This window comes from Pseudomonas alloputida, from assembly GCF_021283545.2.
Taxonomy (GTDB): domain Bacteria; phylum Pseudomonadota; class Gammaproteobacteria; order Pseudomonadales; family Pseudomonadaceae; genus Aquipseudomonas; species Aquipseudomonas alloputida.
This window is the reverse complement of the sequence record NZ_CP128540.1, coordinates 601,592-619,907: the sequence shown is the minus strand read 5'-3', so window position 1 is coordinate 619,907 and position 18,316 is coordinate 601,592. Positions and strand designations below refer to the sequence as shown.

Annotated in this window: 12 protein-coding genes; 5 read left to right on the top strand and 7 right to left on the bottom strand. The window is 56.2% G+C overall.

The window, feature by feature from the left end; all coding sequences use genetic code 11:
• The first annotated feature begins 623 nt into the window (after nt 1-623).
• Genes LU682_RS02790 through LU682_RS02775 form a run of 4 tightly spaced genes read left to right on the top strand, consistent with a single transcriptional unit; the run spans nt 624 to nt 3,624 of the window.
• Nucleotides 624-2,024, top strand: coding sequence for a YfjI family protein (locus tag LU682_RS02790; RefSeq protein WP_203479757.1), 1,401 nt, complete (start codon nt 624-626; stop codon nt 2,022-2,024).
• Nucleotides 2,008-2,367 carry a hypothetical protein gene (locus LU682_RS02785; RefSeq protein WP_232857640.1) on the top strand — a complete coding sequence of 120 codons (360 nt, stop codon included), beginning with the start codon at nt 2,008-2,010 and terminating at the stop codon, nt 2,365-2,367. The genes LU682_RS02790 and LU682_RS02785 overlap by 17 nt, the downstream gene beginning before the upstream one ends.
• Complete coding sequence (locus LU682_RS02780; RefSeq protein ID WP_203479816.1) at nt 2,345-3,325, top strand: integrase domain-containing protein; 981 nt, start codon at nt 2,345-2,347, stop codon at nt 3,323-3,325. Before LU682_RS02785 ends, LU682_RS02780 begins: the two co-directional genes overlap by 23 nt.
• Nucleotides 3,322-3,624 (top strand): hypothetical protein, encoded by a 303-nt coding sequence (locus LU682_RS02775; RefSeq protein ID WP_203479755.1) that lies wholly within the window; start codon nt 3,322-3,324, stop codon nt 3,622-3,624. Before LU682_RS02780 ends, LU682_RS02775 begins: the two co-directional genes overlap by 4 nt.
• A gap of 177 nt (nt 3,625-3,801) precedes the next feature.
• Here the strand turns inward: LU682_RS02775 and LU682_RS02770 are convergent, their stop codons facing one another.
• The 3 genes from LU682_RS02770 to LU682_RS02760 are packed head-to-tail and all read right to left on the bottom strand — an operon-like array spanning nt 3,802 to nt 8,385.
• Complete coding sequence (locus tag LU682_RS02770) at nt 3,802-5,727, bottom strand: hypothetical protein (protein ID WP_232857641.1); 1,926 nt, start codon at nt 5,725-5,727, stop codon at nt 3,802-3,804.
• A gap of 10 nt (nt 5,728-5,737) precedes the next feature.
• Nucleotides 5,738-7,711, bottom strand: coding sequence for a hypothetical protein (locus LU682_RS02765; protein WP_232857642.1), 1,974 nt, complete (start codon nt 7,709-7,711; stop codon nt 5,738-5,740).
• Nucleotides 7,708-8,385 (bottom strand): hypothetical protein, encoded by a 678-nt coding sequence (locus tag LU682_RS02760; protein WP_232857643.1) that lies wholly within the window; start codon nt 8,383-8,385, stop codon nt 7,708-7,710. Before LU682_RS02760 ends, LU682_RS02765 begins: the two co-directional genes overlap by 4 nt.
• Before the next feature lie 341 nt (nt 8,386-8,726).
• Here LU682_RS02760 and LU682_RS02755 point away from each other — a divergent pair, with 341 nt between their 5' ends.
• Entirely contained in the window at nt 8,727-9,707 is a 981-nt protein-coding gene (locus LU682_RS02755; RefSeq protein WP_232857675.1) for an IS5 family transposase, read from the top strand.
• 561 nt (nt 9,708-10,268) lie between these two features.
• On the opposite strand, the gene LU682_RS02750 is transcribed toward LU682_RS02755, so the two are convergent.
• The 4 genes from LU682_RS02750 to LU682_RS02735 are packed head-to-tail and all read right to left on the bottom strand — an operon-like array spanning nt 10,269 to nt 17,365.
• Nucleotides 10,269-11,444, bottom strand: coding sequence for a GIY-YIG nuclease family protein (locus LU682_RS02750; RefSeq protein ID WP_232857431.1), 1,176 nt, complete (start codon nt 11,442-11,444; stop codon nt 10,269-10,271).
• On the bottom strand, nt 11,437-13,551 hold the full coding sequence (locus LU682_RS02745) for a DEAD/DEAH box helicase (protein WP_232857430.1): 2,115 nt from the start codon (nt 13,549-13,551) through the stop codon (nt 11,437-11,439). Before LU682_RS02745 ends, LU682_RS02750 begins: the two co-directional genes overlap by 8 nt.
• On the bottom strand, nt 13,548-14,609 hold the full coding sequence (locus LU682_RS02740) for a PDDEXK nuclease domain-containing protein (RefSeq protein WP_203479754.1): 1,062 nt from the start codon (nt 14,607-14,609) through the stop codon (nt 13,548-13,550). Before LU682_RS02740 ends, LU682_RS02745 begins: the two co-directional genes overlap by 4 nt.
• Nucleotides 14,606-17,365: a class I SAM-dependent DNA methyltransferase gene (locus tag LU682_RS02735; RefSeq protein ID WP_232857428.1), complete on the bottom strand. Its 2,760-nt coding sequence runs from the start codon at nt 17,363-17,365 to the stop codon at nt 14,606-14,608. Before LU682_RS02735 ends, LU682_RS02740 begins: the two co-directional genes overlap by 4 nt.
• Nucleotides 17,366-18,316: the final 951 nt, after the last annotated feature.

Below are 18,316 nucleotides of genomic sequence, written 5' to 3'. Positions count from 1 at the left end.
TACGCCACACCGTGGTGGTTCTCCCCCCAGTGCGATTAGCGTCCGGCAGCTCGCACGGTCATTACCCATGTGATGGATGCCTACTTCTTCGCTTTGCCTACCTGCGGCAAAACCCACCCTACCCAGCTGTCCTGCAGCAACCTATACGCTTGGCCATTTCACTGCGCCAACCTGCGCCCGTCTCTTCCCCCCCCGAACGGGCGCATCTCACACCGCTGCAGCCCTATTCGTACGGGCCTTTGCGGCTTTCCCCCTCGTGACAATCGGCGTGACAAACACCGAATGCTCACTCGCCACAGCGATGCCGATGATGGTGCCGCAGCCCACTGAATGGACTGCACCTGACTGACAGTCAGGCATGCCCTGGTCATCGCATCGCTGCCTTCACCCGACTCAGGATCTCGCGGCACCGGTCTCGTCAGCCAGTGCAGCTTCCACCCGCCCACGGCTATCGGTGTTCAGGAGGCCAGATCATGAGATGCCCAAGCTCTCGGTCGTAAAGAGCCGTCAGTCCCGCGTCAGTGGACACCCCTCACAGGTCGCAGGGGCCTTGATCCCTGATAACACTCAACAACCGTGGCGGGATGAGTGAGGACGAAATTGATTATTCCAGGAGAATATTGATGCAACTGTGCGAAGCATTCGAGCCACCACAACCATTGCTGGAATACCAGCAGGCGCCACTGCCCTACCCGGTCCAAGCACTGGGGGATCTGTTGGGCCCTGCGGTCGAGCGACTGGCCGAGGTGATCGGTGTGCCCCGCGCCATGGCGGCACAATCGGTGCTGGCTACTGCTGCTCTGGTGAGCCAGGGTCATGCCAATGTCCAACTTGACGGTCGAACCTATCCGTTGTCCCTTTACCTACTGACGGTGGCGTCCTCCGGCGATCGCAAAAGCGCGGTCGACCAATTGGCCCTGAAGGCGGCGCGCGACTGGGAGCGGCAGCAGTGGACCCTGTATGCGGAAAAGCTCAAAGCCTCTCGCGCAGCGACCAACATCATGGCCAAACCCAAAACCTCAAAGAGACACGCGGAGGCGAAAGGCGGTGAGCTGTCCGAGCCAGTACCGCCGAGACTGATCATTGCCGAGCCCACCATTGAGGCCTTGGTCAAAAGCCTGTGCCATGGCTTGCCCAGCATGGGCTTGTTCAATGATGAAGGTGGCCAGTTCTTGGGCAGCAGCACCATGAGCAAACAGAACCTGCTCAAGGCGATCACCACCTTGTCGACACTGTGGGATGGCAGCCCAATCGACCGGGCGCGCTCCATGGCCGGGGAAAGCCTGCGTGCCTATGACCGCCGTCTCAGCCTGCACCTGATGCTGCAGCCCTACTTGGCCAACCAGCTGTTCAAAGACCCGGTGATCAATGGCCAAGGCATCCTCGGCCGTTGCCTGATCAGCTGGCCCGAGCGCCTGGCCGGCCAGCGACTCTACAAGGCGATCGACCTGACCCGAGATGCCAAAGTCCAGCGCTACCAACAGCGGATCACCGCCCTGCTGCAAAAGCCCTGGTCGCTTCACCAGGATGGGTCACTCAATCCCGCCACGCTGGAGCTGACTGCCCGTGCCCGCCGGGCTTGGATTGATATCCACGACACCATCGAGTGCCAGTCTGGCGAGTTCGGCGAGCTAGCCGGCGTCCAGCCTGTCGCGAGCAAGGCCGCGGCGAATGTACTGCGTATCGCGGGCGTGCTGGCCATGGTTGAAGAGGCCAGTGCGTTGGACGAAGCACACATCCAGCGCGCCTCCACGCTAATGGATTACTACCTGGCCGAGATTCAACGCCTGACCGAACAGGCGCCGGTCAATAGCCGACGCGAGGAAGCGGATCGGCTACTGCGCTGGCTGGTGCAGAAAGGCTGGACCCAGTTCACCATCCGCGACGTCAATCGCAACGGCCCGCGTTTTGCCCGCAAGAGCGCTGACCATACCGCCTCTCTATTGGTCGTGTTGATCACGCATCGCTGGCTGAACAGCCGCGACGGGAAAATTTTCGAGGTGCGCCATGTTTCGCCTCAATGACGCGGTGCGCCGCTACCTGGCGCAACATCAACCGCAGCCAGAATCACGGTGTGTCGCCACTGCTGTCGCCACCCTGTCGCCACGCGCCAGGCCAGCAACGACGCGGGTTGTCGCCACTGTCGCCGCTGTCGCCACACCACCCCTAGAGCCTACCCAGCTGGCCCTGCTGATCGAGCAACTGCGTGAGGAAGGGGCACTACTGCAACACCAGGAGAACGCCCTCCTGATCCGCCCGACACACTGGCGGCAGGTGGACAGGCTCAGCCCTCACTGGAAAGCCCTGCTGCTCTTTCTGCAAACAAACGAAAACGGTGATGACGATGACCTTGGTCGGTCGGCGTGATGGTCGCAACTTTGGCTTTGGCCGCCAGCTGAGCTATGCCGGCTCACAAGCACTCAAGGATATGTTTGCCGGCGGCCACTTCGCCACGGTCAAAGCGCATAGCGATCGCTGGCAAGCGTTCGTGCGTTGGTGTCGGTCAGAGGACGGCCCCGGTTACAACGATGCGCGCCAGATCGATCGACGGACACTGCACGACTACGCCGCTTACCTGCGCCACCAGATCCAGCAAGGTGAACTCTGCATCGCCACCGCGCAGAACCGCCTGAGCAGCGTTAACCGCACCCTCGCTGCGCTGCGCGGTGATCAGGACGTGAGGATCGCCAGCCCGAGTCAGGCGTTAGGACAGAAGCGCTCGAACGTACGCGCCCGTGCACCGGATGGCCAAGACCGCCAACAGCTGCGGCGAGTGCTAAAGGTGCTTGGCGAACGGCAACACGAGCGGGTGGCGGTGATTGTCCTGTTGGCCCGAGAAACCGGCATGCGCCTGCGCGAAGCGATCCTGGCTGACCTGCCACGACTGCAACGCGAAGCCGAACACTTAGGCCGCATCAACATCCAGGACGGCACCAAAGGCGGCCGTTCAGGGGCATCAGCGCCGCGATGGGTTGTGGCTAATGAAGAGGTGAAGGCGGCGCTGCAGTTGGCTCGTCATGCGTCGCCGCCCCATAGTCGCAACCTGCTGGCCCGAGACGAAAGCTACGCGGCGTTCCTGCAACAGACCGTGCTCCCCGCCCGCGACACGCTACATGAACACGGGCTGAAGGGCTTTCATGAACTGCGAGCAGCCTACGCCTGCGAGCGTTACGAACAGCTCACTGGCCACGCCGCACCGGTCAATGGTGGCCACTGCTATCGCCTTGACCGTGACCTTGATCAACAGGCGCGGAAACAGATCAGCCTTGAACTCGGGCATAACCGGATCGATGTAGTTTCGGCCTACATTGGAGGCAGAGCGTGAGTAAGCCCTTCGATATGGCGCTGTTCCTGAGCGGCGTACTGAATGGCTCAAAGGTCACGCAGCAACGCCATCTACGGCAAGCTCGGATCATGCAAGCGGCCATTCAGCAACGATGGCAACGAGACAATCCCTGGAGCTGGCAGCTCAAGCATGTGCGCTGGTTTCTCACTCAGCACCTGAAAGACCATTCCGACGCCACCCGGTATTACTATCGACTCACCGCCCTATTGGTCTGGAGGCGATTAGGGAATGACTGTTGGCGCCGACGCCGAATTGAGTTATTGCCAACGCAAGACTGACCCAACTCCAAACGGCAGAAGTCCAGCATAGGAAATGGTTCGCAAGGAATCAGGCTGGATCAGTGGCATCTCGGTAACTGGGTCAATTCAGCGTCGGCGCCAACAGACTGCAATCAACTGCAAGTGTTACGACCAAGAAATCACCCAAGGCTCGGCCGCATGGCAGCTGTGCCATGTTTAATTTAACCGGGAGGGCGACTTTCTTCGACCCTGTATGCGGAACGCCACTACGGAATAAGTCATTGTTCCGCTATCGGGTTTTCTCTCGTATACCCCTACAAGATTGCGAAGGTGGTCGCTTCCCCCGCCCCGATCTACCAGATCTAGGACCATGAGAATGCAAAAAGTCACATTGACGCGTTGATAGGCTGTCGCTTGCAATCCAAATTGCTCGACCAAGCCATCTAGTGAAACGTCGTCATCCGTCTTTTTCAGTTCGGCTACGGTCTTAATTCCATCGCGCGCGAAGTGAACGTCGACCCTACCGTTGGCAACATCGTTCACCTCTCGTTGAGCAAGCTCTCTCAGCGGCGTAGCTTGAAGGAACCCATAGTAATCTTTGTGCAAATCGGCCTCGAGGGGGGGCTGATCAACACTGCGATTGAACAGGTAGTCAATCCCTGTAACCGCAGTGCGGGTGAGGCTCTCGCGCGAAGCTACAAATGAGATCGTGTGATAGAGGACCTGAATGAAAAACTCCTGCGCGTGACCGTGGTAGTCCTGGTTACTTACAAGTTTATTGTGGATCTGCTCAAATACCTCGGTAGCTATAGGCTCAATTCGCTGGAGCTGCACCGCTGCCATAGCTGCCTCAAGTACTACTCCTGCACTCAGCGCGATCGCATCAGGGATGTCGGCCTTCTGAATTATCGCGGCAGCAGTGACCGGTGCCACTACCGCGTCATGAGAGTTTCGGTGAAGGCTCGCTGCCATAGCCACGTCGATTTCATCGCGCATCGCGCCCGCAGCAGTTGCGGATAATGAGCTCTTGTTCTCGGTCAACCACTCGTCGAGCACTGCCAACTGAAAAGTATTCGCTTGGATAGTGCCAACAATACGAGGCCTTACGAGCGCCTCTATACCTCCTGCCTGATCACGCTGAAAAATGGACATACTCGCTTGGTAGACACGGAGGAGCTCCTCTTCGATCACACGAGCTGCATGCAGCCATGCGCTCTTGAGCAAGCTCGTGTCGAGCGTCGCGAGTCGCGTCCCAAGTTCTGCCCAACGCAGAGCTTCAATCGACGCAGCACCAAGCCAACTACTACGATCGAGAGGACGATCCGACGGCATCAACACCGCAGAGTAGCCGAAAGCATCTTTGCGAATCTCGGCCAACCTAGCCGGAAGTTGCTCATGGAGACTACCTGTTTGGAAATCAAGAAGAACGCAGATACAGTGGTAATAGAGTTCTGCGTCCTGACGCTCCTCGCTCATTGCTAGAGCATGCGCCATGAAGTCACGCGCTCGATGGAATGCTTCCACTGCTGTTTCATGATCTTGCGCATCTAAGCCGTCCGACAGTGCAAGCAACCCCAGAGCAAACGAAGCCTCATCTTCTGCCTCCGGAACGTTGGCGAGGTCACGCAGCGCTATCAATAGGTCATTATCGGGAACGTGAGCTAGGATCAAACCATTCACTTTGGCAACATGCCGCAGGTAGCTACCATCGTCACTATGTTCGACTTCCAGGAGATGTGCTTGAAGCTTGCGCAGAAGAGCAGGACGTCCCTGAGAGAGATACAATGCGCCCAATAAAGACTGGACTCGAGTGCCCGGATAAAGCTCCTGCCGGCCGGTATGATCAAGAAAGGCCCTCTGCAAGTCGCGCACAAATTTTTCATCCATACCGGCCAGGGAAGCCGAACGCCGCACGATCTCAATCAGCACACCTGGATCGCAGGCCTCGCGGATCAAATCGAATGCAGTAGCCCTTGCGCTTGGAGTTCCAGCGTCGACAAGCTCATAGAAATATGCCGCGCTTTCTGGAGTATCCGCGAGCGCGACTGATATCTCACGAAGCTCGAGTTCAGACAGCTCATTCAGCTCGACCGGTTGCTCCCTGCGCAACGCATCAATGATGCTTCGTGACTGATCGTTCATCCCTTAGTCCCTAGAAGAGCGTATCGCTGCCGATGGCCACTCTGCGTCTATCCAAAGGTATAACTGAATCAAGCTCTGGGCGTGCAAGGGCACCGACAATGACTTGGATGCCAGGTATCTCTTCCACGGTTTTACTCACCGCCTCAATTAAAGCAGCGAAATCTGCAACGCTCATTTCCGATGCTGCTGGCGAGTCCAATACAAGAAGCCCCGGATGCCTGCCATAACCGCGCGATCGAGCAACCTGAAGAGTGGCCAGTGCTGCCGCGACACGTATGCGAAGATTTTCCCCCGCATTCAAGCCGGTGAATGTGACATTAACGCCACCCTGACGCAGATCCATTCGATGAGCCTTGAATGAAAACTCCTCCAGGTTGCGAACACCAAACCGCTCGGCCAGGTTAAAGATCTGATCGCCGACCTCTTTCATAATTTCTGCTTGAAGCGACTCCATTGCGCATTTGGTCACCGCCTCTGCTGCACTGAGCATGCGCAAAGTTTCGTCTTCATCGAAGGTTGTCTCCGCAGGCCCAGCAAGCATGGCCCCTAACTCCTCGATTCGCGCTTCAAGTCCGACGATTTCGCGCGATAGTTGGTCGGATTCATCGCTGGCTGAGAGCGTTGCTGATATCTCGGACAGGCGTTGATGAACAGAATCACGACTGCCTTCTGCATTTCGAAGCGTGGATTGTACGTGTTGCAACGCTTGCTCCGCACTATCACGCACTTGGCCTGAATCTGCCACGGCCGCTTCCAAATGAGTCAGGCCATCCATGTCGGACGAGTCGTGGTCAGTATCGACATCCCCACATAAGCCACAGGCTCGAGTGTTTGCTTCAGTAAATCGCCCTGGTTTGAAAGAGGCTTCACAGGCAGGACAGCAGAATGGTTGCAGCTTTCTGAAAACGTACCCCGCAGCAAGGTCGTCTTTGGCTTGCTGCAAAAGACGGCGAGCGTTGAGGTGCGCAACCGAGGATTCATTGGCCAAGGTTTGCGCAATATTCAGCTCGGTTCGACGCGCAACGACAGTGGCTTGCGATGCGGCCAGTTGCTGATCCAATATATTGATTTGAGTCCGCATCTCGTGCCGACTGGGCAGCGCCGCAAGTCGGGTCTGCTTATCCTTCTTCTGACCCTCGAGCTCAGCCAGTCGGGTTCGAATCTTAAGCGTCTCGGTCGCATTGGTACCTTTTGCCTTTTCATGCTCACTCTTCAAACGCTTGTGCGCTGTCGAGATGGCCGTGTAGGTCGATACCCAAGGCAGACCGATGAACATTTGGATGAGGCGTATAGGCAGTCCATCCTCAGTGTGATCACCGAAAACGGCTGATCCAGGCCCAGCGATGAATAGCGCAGAGGACATAGAGGACCAGCCGTGTTCAACCACAGTCGCTTTTGCTGATCGGAAAGCTTGAAAACGATCAAAGCCGAGTTCATCCATGAATACGGCCTCAATGGCTTCGCTCAGTTTCTCACCCGCAAGGCCCTCGTAGAGGGAAAGCTCGGTGCCGTCACTCCGTCGAACCAGTGATGCTTGTGCGACGGTTTCGTCTGTCTCGCCTACATGCTTGCGTAGCGAAGTGATGTAGGGAACACCGTCGATCTCAAACTCCACTCGAAGGCCTTCTATCCAGCTCCAGACATCACGCTTGATCTTCCCCGGGAAGCGCCCTTGCAAAGCAGCCCTGACCACTGCAAGTGTGCTCGATTTTCCTTTCGAGTTCCCTTCTGAGAGAAGTGCCCAAAGGCCGCCACTGAGGCCAGACCAATCGAAAGTAAAGGGCGTTTGCTGCTCTTTCTCATGCTTGACGCCTTCCATGCGAACTGACACTAGGTTCAGCGTCCGTACCCGAGGGAGGACAGGCTTGGGGCGAATGTTCAAATTGTCGAGTGCAGTCGCTATTGCTTCTGGCGTAGATTTGGCCTTTTGGGCTATGGCCTGATGCCACTCACCAACGGTCATGCCATCTTTCTTGTCGGTCATACGCTTTGCTTTTCAAGAATGCCGCTCATGCGTTGTAGCACACGGCTTTTGATGGAGGGGATGACCGCACCATAAGGAGTAGAGGCATAGTCATCGTCTGCGTAGTGAATATCTTTCAGCGCGGTACCGCTCTTATCTTGGGCAACCAGTAACGCAAGGTTGGTTTGCGTTTCATACCAAGAAAGTGCGGGTTGATCTGAGAGTGCTTGCTGAAGAAATTCGCGGGCCAGCGGTCCGGTCAGATATTCGTACTGGTACTTACCGTTCGCGAGCTTACGCTTCATAGACTTGGCAAGGCCACGATATCCAAGGATGGACAAAGATTGCTGGAGATCATCGTAGGCGCCACGCCGCCAACGAATCATCTTGACGATGCGGACATCCGGCTCATCTGAGTCGAAGATATGACGGGCAGCATCCAGTAAGGCAGTGTCCTGTGTGCGTGCGTAGAGACTCAGTAGCTGGTCGGCAAGGTAGTCTGGATAGCGGATCCAGAAGTCAATTGCCAGTGCTCTTTTCTCACCATAGAACGCGCGGTCCCAGCCATCGCTGGCCGGTGTGATGGAAGCACTGCCTCGCACAAGGATGAACAATAAGCGCAAAGCGTCGCGGTAGGCATGCCCCGTCTGACTCGACACGTCCTGCTGCCCAGCGCTTGAACCGAGCTCAATCATGGCTCCACTTCCTCTTCTCTGTCCCTGAAAAACCCTTCAATGGGTGAGATCAATCCACCTCGATATGTAGCGGGCTTGGCGCTGATCACTATTTCCCAGTGCTGGATGATGGCAGTTCAGTATGAATGAAAAGGAGCTAAGCAGCGAGGGATAGGGTTCCTCAAGGTGAGGCGGGCGCGGCTGACGCTGATAGACACGAGATCTCAAGCGACTCGCTGATCGATTGAACGAGTCCGCTCTGGATCCAGGCTGTGTAAAAACACAGACGTCGCTTTTAAGGAATCTCCGAACAAGTCTTCAAATGTGCTGAAATACGCCTGACCACCTGATCCGAGCCGCCCATGAGCCAGATGAGCTTTTCCGATTTCGAATATGCCGGCAAGCGCAAGCAGACACGCCGCGAACGCTTCCTCGCTGAGATGGATCAGGTCGTACCCTGGACAGATCTGTTGGGCCTAATCGAGCCGTTCTACCCCAAGGCCGGTGGTGGTAGAAAACCCTACCCGCTGGAAACCATGCTGCGGATTCATCTGTTGCAGAACTGGTTCTCCCTGAGCGATCCGGCAATGGAAGAAGCGCTCTACGAAATTACCCCCATGCGCCAGTTTGCACGCCTGACGTTGAGTGCACCGATCCCGGAGGACACCACGATCATGAACTTCCGGCACCTGCTGGAGAAGCATCAACTGGCGCCTGCAATTCTCGCGATCATCAACGGTTATTTGCAGGACAAAGGCCTGTCGCTGCGCCAAGGCACCATCGTCGACGCTACCATTATTCATGCCCCCAGCTCGACCAAGAACAAAGACGGCAAGCGCGATCCCGAAATGCATCAGACAAAGAAAGGGAACCAGTATTTCTTCGGTATGAAGGCGCATATCGGCGCTGACTCTGAGTCTGGACTGGTTCATCACGTCCATGGCACCGCCGCCAACATTGCCGATGTCACGCAAGTCGCCGAACTGCTCCACGGGGAAGAAAACGCGGTTTATGCGGACGCTGGCTACACCGGTGTCGAGAAGCGTGATGAGCATGAAAAACGTAACGTGATCTGGCAAATCGCGGCTCGGCGCAGCACGTATTCCAAGCTGAACAAACGCAGCCTGCTGTACAAAACCAAGCGCAAGATCGAGTACTGCAAAGCGCAGACACGCGCCAAGGTTGAGCATCCGTTTCGGGTCATCAAACGCCAGTTTGGTTACGTGAAAGTACGCTTTCGTGGGCTGATGAAAAACACGGCTCAGTTGACCACGCTGTTTGCCCTGTCGAACCTGTGGATGGCTCGAAAACAACTGATGGGTATGGGTGAGTTGCGCGCTTAATACGGGAAACGTGGCGAAAAACGCTCTCAACTCACGCTGCATCACGCCGTTTTCAGGAAATAGCGCCGTGTGCTGACAAATTACGGTTTTCCACCGCCGCTCGCCAAGTTGATCGGAGCATCCTTAAGTCCTCGCTTCTACGTTAAATCGGCAGGCATTCGGTTAGTCATCTGACCTGGATTTTACGTAGGGACGTGATTTTCGCGCCTATTTTGATTGCTGCATTTGCACGAAAGTGTTTTTACACAGCCTCGATCGAGAGCCGCCGGACGCGATAGCAGCATCTATTGCTGGAGTAGATACCAGCCTAACGTTTCGACGGAGTAACGCATACGATCCTCAGCCCACAGCAGTACGCTTTGCCCGCCGAGGGGTATTCCTATTGGATACCATCCAAAAAAAAATACCCTTCAAAAACAATAGGCTAGATTATCAGTTCAAATTGCCCCAGCAAAAAACGGTTCGATTGAGGCGAACGGAATGTTTGAACGCACCTGACTAGATTGATGTCGCGCAAGCGCGCGACATCAATCTAGTCATCGCTATACCTCATCAGTGCCTTTAGCTGACCAGGCGAGCCGAGTGGGGATCGTAAACCACATCGGTAACCGACCCATCCCGAATGCGCTCAACCGCTTCGTCAATTACATGTAGGGGTACTAGAAACCACTCCCTCGGTTTGACCGGATGGCCGAAGCGATCTTCGATGGTCAAGTCGAGTTGAGCCCCACCGAACAGACGGTGGAAGATGTTTTCCAGCCTAGTGCGGTTCAGATTATGCAGCTTGTAGGTGGCGACAACCTCCACGTCGGCAAGCAGATAGGTCGCATCTTTTTCCGCGCCAGCAATGCGCGCCTCCACTTTACCGCCGGTCACGCCGATCTTGTGGATCAGCTCGCGGTGCTCGGCCACGAATGGGTGGCTAGACAGGCTCCGCAGTACATAGATAGTCCCGCTCTCCATGTCGTCGGGCTCTGGAGCATTGCCAAACAACGGTCCCATGTCCGGATCGGTTACTCGCCGACCGGTGTCATCTTTGTAAAGCGCCCGTTGGAGCGAACGACGCAACAAGTTGCTTTCCGTACCGTTGGCGTAAATGACGCGCAGGCGCGCATCGCTTTCACCATTGGGTGCCTTGATGGTTTCGCCGATTTCTGCCACGTAGGCTAACTGCCCGCCAACGATGAAGTAGTTCCCAGCTTCAATGCTGGCATCGCGACCAAAGCGCAGAGTTTTGCGAACGTCAGATTTCAGATCCCTCTCAGCCTGCTCGAACAGCGGTTGGAACTTGTCAAAATCCGCACATGGCGTACGGTCGGCGATTTCCTCAGCTGCACGTTTTTCAGTGCTGGAGCGTACAAGACGCAGCACGGTGATGTCGTCCTGGTCTGCGGGTTCACCGCCAACACCCAGCTCGGCCAGCAAGGCGTCCTCGTCTAGGTCATCCACATCCAGCGCTACAGTGCCGGACAGCAGGTCGGGGCCATCTAGCTCAGCCAGTAGGGTTTGCGCTTCCGGCAATTTGCGCAGCTGATCCAGGCGTACGGCGTACAAACGCTCGAAAATATCGCGGTCTTCACCATGCAGTGGCGCGCGACCGTGTGCCTGATAAAAGCGCAGAATATCCTCGAAGCCGGTGATGATGCGCTCTTCGCGTGGGGTTCGATTGGCTGTCTTGAGCGAGGGGACTTCTACCCCCAGCGCGTCCAGCAGATCGTCATCGTTCATATCAGCCATTGGCGGACTCTCCCTGCGCCGCTTTGGCTTGGGCGCGGTAGCGTGCCAGCGCGGTAACACCTTCAGCCATGCGTTTTTCCCAGGCATCTGCGGAGTTGATGTCAGGCAGGCGACCACGTTCGATTTTGAACTGCAGAGCACGCTTTGCCAGCTCACGAGCTTCGTCTTCGGGAATGCTTACCTTCTTGGCCGCAATGCTGGCTTGCACCTGGCGCAAGGATTTCTCATCCATCGCTTTCGCCAGCACCGCATAGGCGGCATCGAATGGATTGATGCGGTCGATCAGGTCAATGTCCAGTTCGCGTACATTGACAAACTTGCGCACGCCATCTAGCAGCGCTGTACTGCCTTGTACTGTGTCACCACCGTTTGCATCGGCCTGCCCCAAGGCCAACTTGGCCTGTTGGGTAATGTTCATGGCCGCGATGGCGTGCTGGCGGATAGCTTCCTGATCGACGTCGCTCAAGTCTGGGTAGCGCTCGCGTACGATCTTGCCCATGCGCAGTTGGGTCAGCTCTTCGGGCAGGGTGTTTTCCTTGTCGAAAAGGCCGCGTTCCAGCACGGTTTTGTCCTGCAGGAAGTTGGTCACCACTTCGTTCAAATCTTCCTTGCAGATGCGCGTAGCTTCTGCGCTTTGCGGCGTGATCAGCCCGTTGATCTCGACATGATACTGGCCTGTGGTTTCATTCACACCCAAGTTGGTGCCGCCTGGTTGATAACCATCAGGCCCATAAGTGAAACCCTCTTTCGGCCCTGTATCTTTCGGGGTGAACTCATAGCGCGGGGCCAGCACCTGTTCCATCAGCAAGCTGGCGGAAATGGCCTTGAGCATATCGTTCACCGCCTCAGCAACAGCGGCTTGATCGGCAGTGGGTTCGGCGATCAGGTTGGTGAAGCGTGAGCGTTCCTTACCCTCAGCATCACGCGTTGCGCGGCCAATGATCTGCACGATTTCGGTCAGGCTACTGCGGTAGCCAATGGTCAGTGCATGTTCACACCAGATCCAGTCAAAGCCTTCCTTCGCCATGCCCAGTGCGATGATCACATCCACGTTGTCGCGGTTGTTCTTCTGCGCAGGGTCTTTCAGTGCACTAAGCACTTTGGAGCGCCTGGACGCGTCGCTGTCATCCACCAGGTCTGCCACTTTCAGCGTGCGACCGTCCTTGGTTTTGATGAGGTGGAAGCCGGTGGTCGGGTCAACGCCCTGCCATTCGCCAAGCGCGCTCATGATCTCGTTAACCTCGCGCTCCTTGTCTTTGAGGCTTTCGCGGGCATTCACATTGGGAATATGGATGATGGTTTTCAGTGCTGGGTCCAGCACCTTGGCGACGGCATCCACATACTTGCCGGTATAGAAGAAGTACCCGATGTCCAGCGACTTGAGCCAGCGGTAGCCGTTGAGCTGCTCGTAGTAGGTGTAAGTCACCGTCTCGAACCTGGCTTCTTCCGCCGGGGCCAGCACGGCCTCGCTGTCGCCACGGAAATAAGAGCCCGTCATGGCCACCAAATGCACTTTATCGCGGCCGATAAACGCGCTTAGCTGGCCGCCCAACTTGTTGTCCGGGTTGGCGGAAACGTGGTAGAATTCGTCGATGGCGATCAGGCGGTTGTCGAAGGCTTCGATACCTAGGTCTTCCACGGCAAAGCGGAAGGTGGCATGGGTGCAGACCAGTGTCTTGTCAGTGCTTTTCAGGAAAGCGCGTACGGCTTCCACCTTGGATTTGGCCACTCGCGGTTCATCGATGCCAGGAGCATTGCATAGGTTCCACTGTGGAGCCACTTGCCAGTCCCAGTAAAAACCAAACTTGCTCAGCTGCTCATCGGCGAAGCTGCCTCCAATGGAACGCTCCGGCACCACGACAATTGCCTGTTGCAGGCCCTGGTTATGCAGCTTGTCCAGGGCGATAAACATCAGTGCGCGGGACTTGCCCGATGCCGGGGGCGATTTGATCAGCAGGTACTGTTCGCCGCGCTTGGTATAGGCGCGCTCCTGCATGGTACGCATGCCCAACTCATTGGCTTTGCTGGAAGCCCCGGTGTGCGCCGTGGTGATGGATACCGATGGCACCGTGTAAGTGTTGGTTGGGTTGTGGTTCTGTTCGGTCATTGCGAGTCGTCGTCCATGGATGCGTCATCACTTGCCAGTTCGCGCTCGATCTGTTCGATGCTGGGCAGGCTGGTTTGCAGCTCTGCCGGCAGGGACTCCACCAATTGGTATTCGGCCACACCGATGGGGCGGGCGTTATCACGCAGGGCGTATTCGGCCACTACCTTGTTCTTGCTCTTGCACAGCAGCAGGCCGATGGTGGGGCCGTCCTGTGGGTGCTTGAGCTGGGCATCCACTGCGGTGAGGTAAAAACTCAACTGGCCCAGGTGCTCGGGCTTGAACTTGCCGGCCTTGAGTTCGATCACCACATAGCAGCGCAGCTTGAGGTGATAGAACAGTAGGTCGATGAAGAACTCGTCACCGCCCACATCCAGTAGCACTTGCTGGCCAACGAAGGCAAAGCCTGCGCCCAGTTCCAGCAGGAACTCGGTGACATGCTTGACCAGAGCGTTTTCGATCTCACGCTCCTGTGCATCAAAAGTCAGGCCGAGGAAGTCGAAGCGGTAAGGATCTTTCAGCGACTCGCGGGCCAGGTCGGACTGCGGTTTGGGCAGGTGGCTCTCGAAGTTACTGACTGCCTTGCCACTGCGCTCCAATAGACGAGTCTCGATCTGCATCACCAGAATGTTGCGCGACCAGTTGTGCTCGATTGCCTTGGCGGCATACCAGCGGCGGGTTTCGGGGCCGGGCAACTTGTCCAGCAGCACCAGATTGTGACCCCAAGGCAATTGTGCAGCAGCCTGCTGCACAAATTCCGCGTTCGGCCACGCCTCGGCAAAGGCACGCATGTACTTGAGGTTGCGTGGCGAAAACCCTTTCATATCGGGAAAGGCTGCGCGCAAATCCTGCGCCAAGCGCTCGATTACCTTGGCGCCCCAGCCCTGTTGTGCTTGCCGGGTCAAAATATCGTGACCGATCTGCCAGTAGAGCAGCACCAGTTCGCGGTTCACCGCCAGCGTGGCGCGCTGCTGAGCATTATGGATGCGGCCTTTAAGGTCGGCCAGCCAGTCGCCGTAGCCTTCGGGCGGCGTGGCTAGGCTAGCAGGAGTGTCGCTCATGCCTTTTTCCCTCGTGGCTTTTTCGGTACTACCTTCGCAGGGGCTGCTGCCATCTTGGTGTAGAGGTCAAACAGTTTTTCCAAGCGTTCAGTGTCGTTCTTGAAGCGGCGACCGATATAGATACGCTCCAGAACTTCATCGTTGCGCTCGTGGGCGCGACGCAGGTTCTCAGGCATGGTGGCTGGGTCATACAGATCGGCGATGGTGGCTGGGAAGTGTGCTTCGCGGGCCAGCAGAATGTCTTCAGCGCAGCGGGTCAGGTCGGCCTTGTTTTGCTCTGTTAGCCTCGGCACGGGGAAAGTGTTCCAGCCAAGAGTGTTGGAGTAGCGGAAGTCCGTTTTCATTTTTCCGCAGACAGTGCCAATCCAAACGAGGTGCAGGCGGGAGGCGATGAGGGCCATGTTCCACAGTGGGGCGTCGTAGAGGGCAAGCGCAAGATTTGAGACGCGCACGTCACTCGTCAGCAAACCGCAAGGGAGATAAGCGCGGCGCTCCGACGAGACGCTTGGAATGATGATGGTGTGATCGTTTCCGATGATAGTGCGTTCAAACTTGTAGGGTGTATCGAGGCCGGCACGGCCACGTTCACTGCCATACAGACGATATTCCCGTATACGGTCAAGCCTCGCCATGATGGGCGGAATTGAACAGGCGATCTGCGCTTGTTCGTCAGTTATCCAGAGGCAGTATCGCTTCAGGCCATTGATGAACTCTTTGGAGCCAAGGATCGGCTTTATAAGAGGCGCCGCCTCAGGATAAGAGGCCATCAAATCCCTTGCCTCATCGGGCGTGAGCAACAGATTCCCCTGATCTCTCGGGATGTTCCCACCAAACATGGTTGATACACCTGAGATGGGGTCATTCGCCCGCTCGACGATGATATTTTTGCCGGGCGCAAGATATAAGTTGATGCTTTCAACTTCTTTTCGCTCTTCACCGTCGAAGATGTATTTCTGTTTGACGCCTGCATTGGCCACGCCAACAATTATGCAGGTAACTTGCGCGTTCCTGGCAGCGTTGTTGCCCCAGAGAAAATCTTTGTGGCCAAAGAAAATCTCCTGCCCAACCGCGACTATTCTCGGCCACACCAGCGGAACTTGAACACCTTGGCAGATAGAGTTCCTAGAAACGAAGGCGAATCGGCCTCCGTTGCGAATGTAGTCTGATGCCTTCCAAAGCCACCCAGCAATGTAATCGACAGCGCGCACGTCTTTTTTGGTAAGACTTTTTATGTCGCTCTTCTGCTCTTTCGATTGATATTTGTCGCCAATATACGGCGGGTTACCGCAGATGTACGTCTCGCCACCTTCGTTCTCGAAGGCGATTTCAGATTGATCCAACGGAACGTCGAATAAATCGTCCGCCGCCAGCTTCACGACGGTTCCCGTCGGCGGACACACCGCCAACCAATCCAACCGCAGCGAATTGCCACACACAATCCAGTTCTGTGAGTCCAGCGGCAAAAACTCGGCCAGCGCATCCTGCTGCCCGCGATACAGTACGTCGCATTGAAACTCGGCAATGATCAAAGCGAGGCGGGCGATCTCTGCCGGAAAGTCACGCAGTTCGATACCGCGAAAATTGGTCAGCGGGATTTCGGACTTGTTGTTGGCCTCGCCCCGACGACAATTGATTTCCGCCTCGATCTTGCGCATCTGCTTGTAGGCGATGACCAGGAAGTTGCCGGAACCGCACGCTGGGTCGAATACGCGGATGCGTGCCATACGCTTGCGCAGATTAAGCAGCTTGACCCTGTTGTCGCCAGCCGCATCCAGTTGCGCACACAGATCATCAAGGAAGAGTGGGTTCAATACCTTGAGGATATTGGGCACGCTGGTGTAGTGCATGCCCAGTGTGCCGCGCTCTTCATCATCGGCTACGGCCTGGATCATGCTGCCGAAGATGTCTGGGTTAATTTTTTGCCAGTTTAGGTTGCCGGCGTGCAGCAGGTAAGTGCGTGCCATGCGTGTAAAGCGCGGCACTTCAGTGCTGCCAGAGAACAAACCGCCATTCACATAGGGAAAGCTGTTGGCCCAGCTAGGCAAGCGGGGCTGAACAGTGGCGCGTTCGGCAAGCTTGATGTTCATGGCACGGAAGATTTCGGAAAGCACCTGATGGGTGTTGCTGCCGTCGCGTTCGCTGTACTGCTCAACCGTCTTGGTGAACAGGCCATCGCCATTAAAGATATCGGTGTCTTCAGCAAAAAAACAAAACACCAGTCGAGACATAAAGTGGTTCATGTCATGGCGGCGCTCGGCCTTGGCCCAGTCCAGGTTCTCGTTCAGCAGCTCGACGTACAGCTTGTTCAGGCGGCTGGTGGCGCGCACGTCGATGGGGTTGTCCTTGATCTCCTTAATGGTGGAGATACCGGCCAAGGGCAACAGGAAGCCGAAGTGGTTGGGGAGGTCCGGGTAATCGCAGGTGATGGTTTCACCCGTGATTAGCTCTTCGGCCTCCAGCGTTTGCCCGTCGGTGGCAAGGATGAACTTGGCTTTGGCTTTTGTGGTGGCCGGGCTGGCGCGCAATGCCTTGAGCGTTTCGCCCACGCTACCAAATTCGCATGCGGCGATATGAATATTGCTGCGCAGTAGCACGCCGCCAGGCACGTCGGAAGCGTTGTTGTTGCCGGCACGCAAGCGTTTGAGAGCTGTTTCCTTATTGCCAAAAGCGGCCAGGAAGAGAAACGGAAACTCCGCAGCGTCAAAGCGCTCAAGGGTCAGGTCCGATATAGCGGACTCAATTTCTACTGCATTCATGATTTACCACTATCCAGATCGCGTATGCACGAGTACGGCGAATTTAGCCGCTAATTTTGCGGATGATGGCTAGACCACTTGAGGGCCTCAACCTTCGTGCCGGCCACGGTCTGACATGATAACCCCGATAGCCTCGAACAAGGTCGTATCGCGTGTGGCGACAGCGGAGCTACTGGGGTGGCGATGGCTGCATTGCAGCTGGATCGCAGCAGTGACAGAAGAAAAACTTAACCCAATTCTGGAGGAGGCAGTACATTTGGGCTGGGCGCAGAGAGAATCAAGGGTTTGGTACGACTCCCAGCCCTCGAGGGCGAGGACTCAGTCCCCTTTAACCGTTTGAAGCGGACGGGCCTTCGCCAAAAAGGTAGGGACGCTTCTATCCCTACCTCCCGACGCCACGCGAGGTGGCAGCTTATGGATCATCGCTGAAGATTCGGTTGAGCGGGTAGACCGTATCCACCCCAACCATGGCTTGGAAGGGGATTATATTGACGTGAATCTCGGACCGGACACTAATGACCCGCGGATCGAATGTCATTATTCAGGGTTCTGCCCGACGAAAAAACCGTCAGTTCAACCACAAAAAAAGCCGGTCATATGCCGTGTAAAAACCACAAAAATGTGGGGGATCAAATGGGGGATCAGAGCGTTTTTAAAAACACCTAACTCATTGTTTTTCAAAAACATAGATCGATAAAAAGCTAACCACAAGCCGGCTTTTTAATTTGGCAATGCCCCGTCCTGCATAAGGTTGACACCTCCCGTTGTGCTCAGCCCCCCCCGCTGTTCACGTTCAGCCCGCAAGCGATTCTGGGGTGTCGGCTTCTTCTCGTCGCGCATATAGAAATCAAGTTGATATTTCGAAATCTTCCAATGGAGGTTTTTTTCTGAAGGTGAGCGTTTCGCGCCAGACTATAATAAAACGATCAGATGTGCGCTGACACGTGCGGC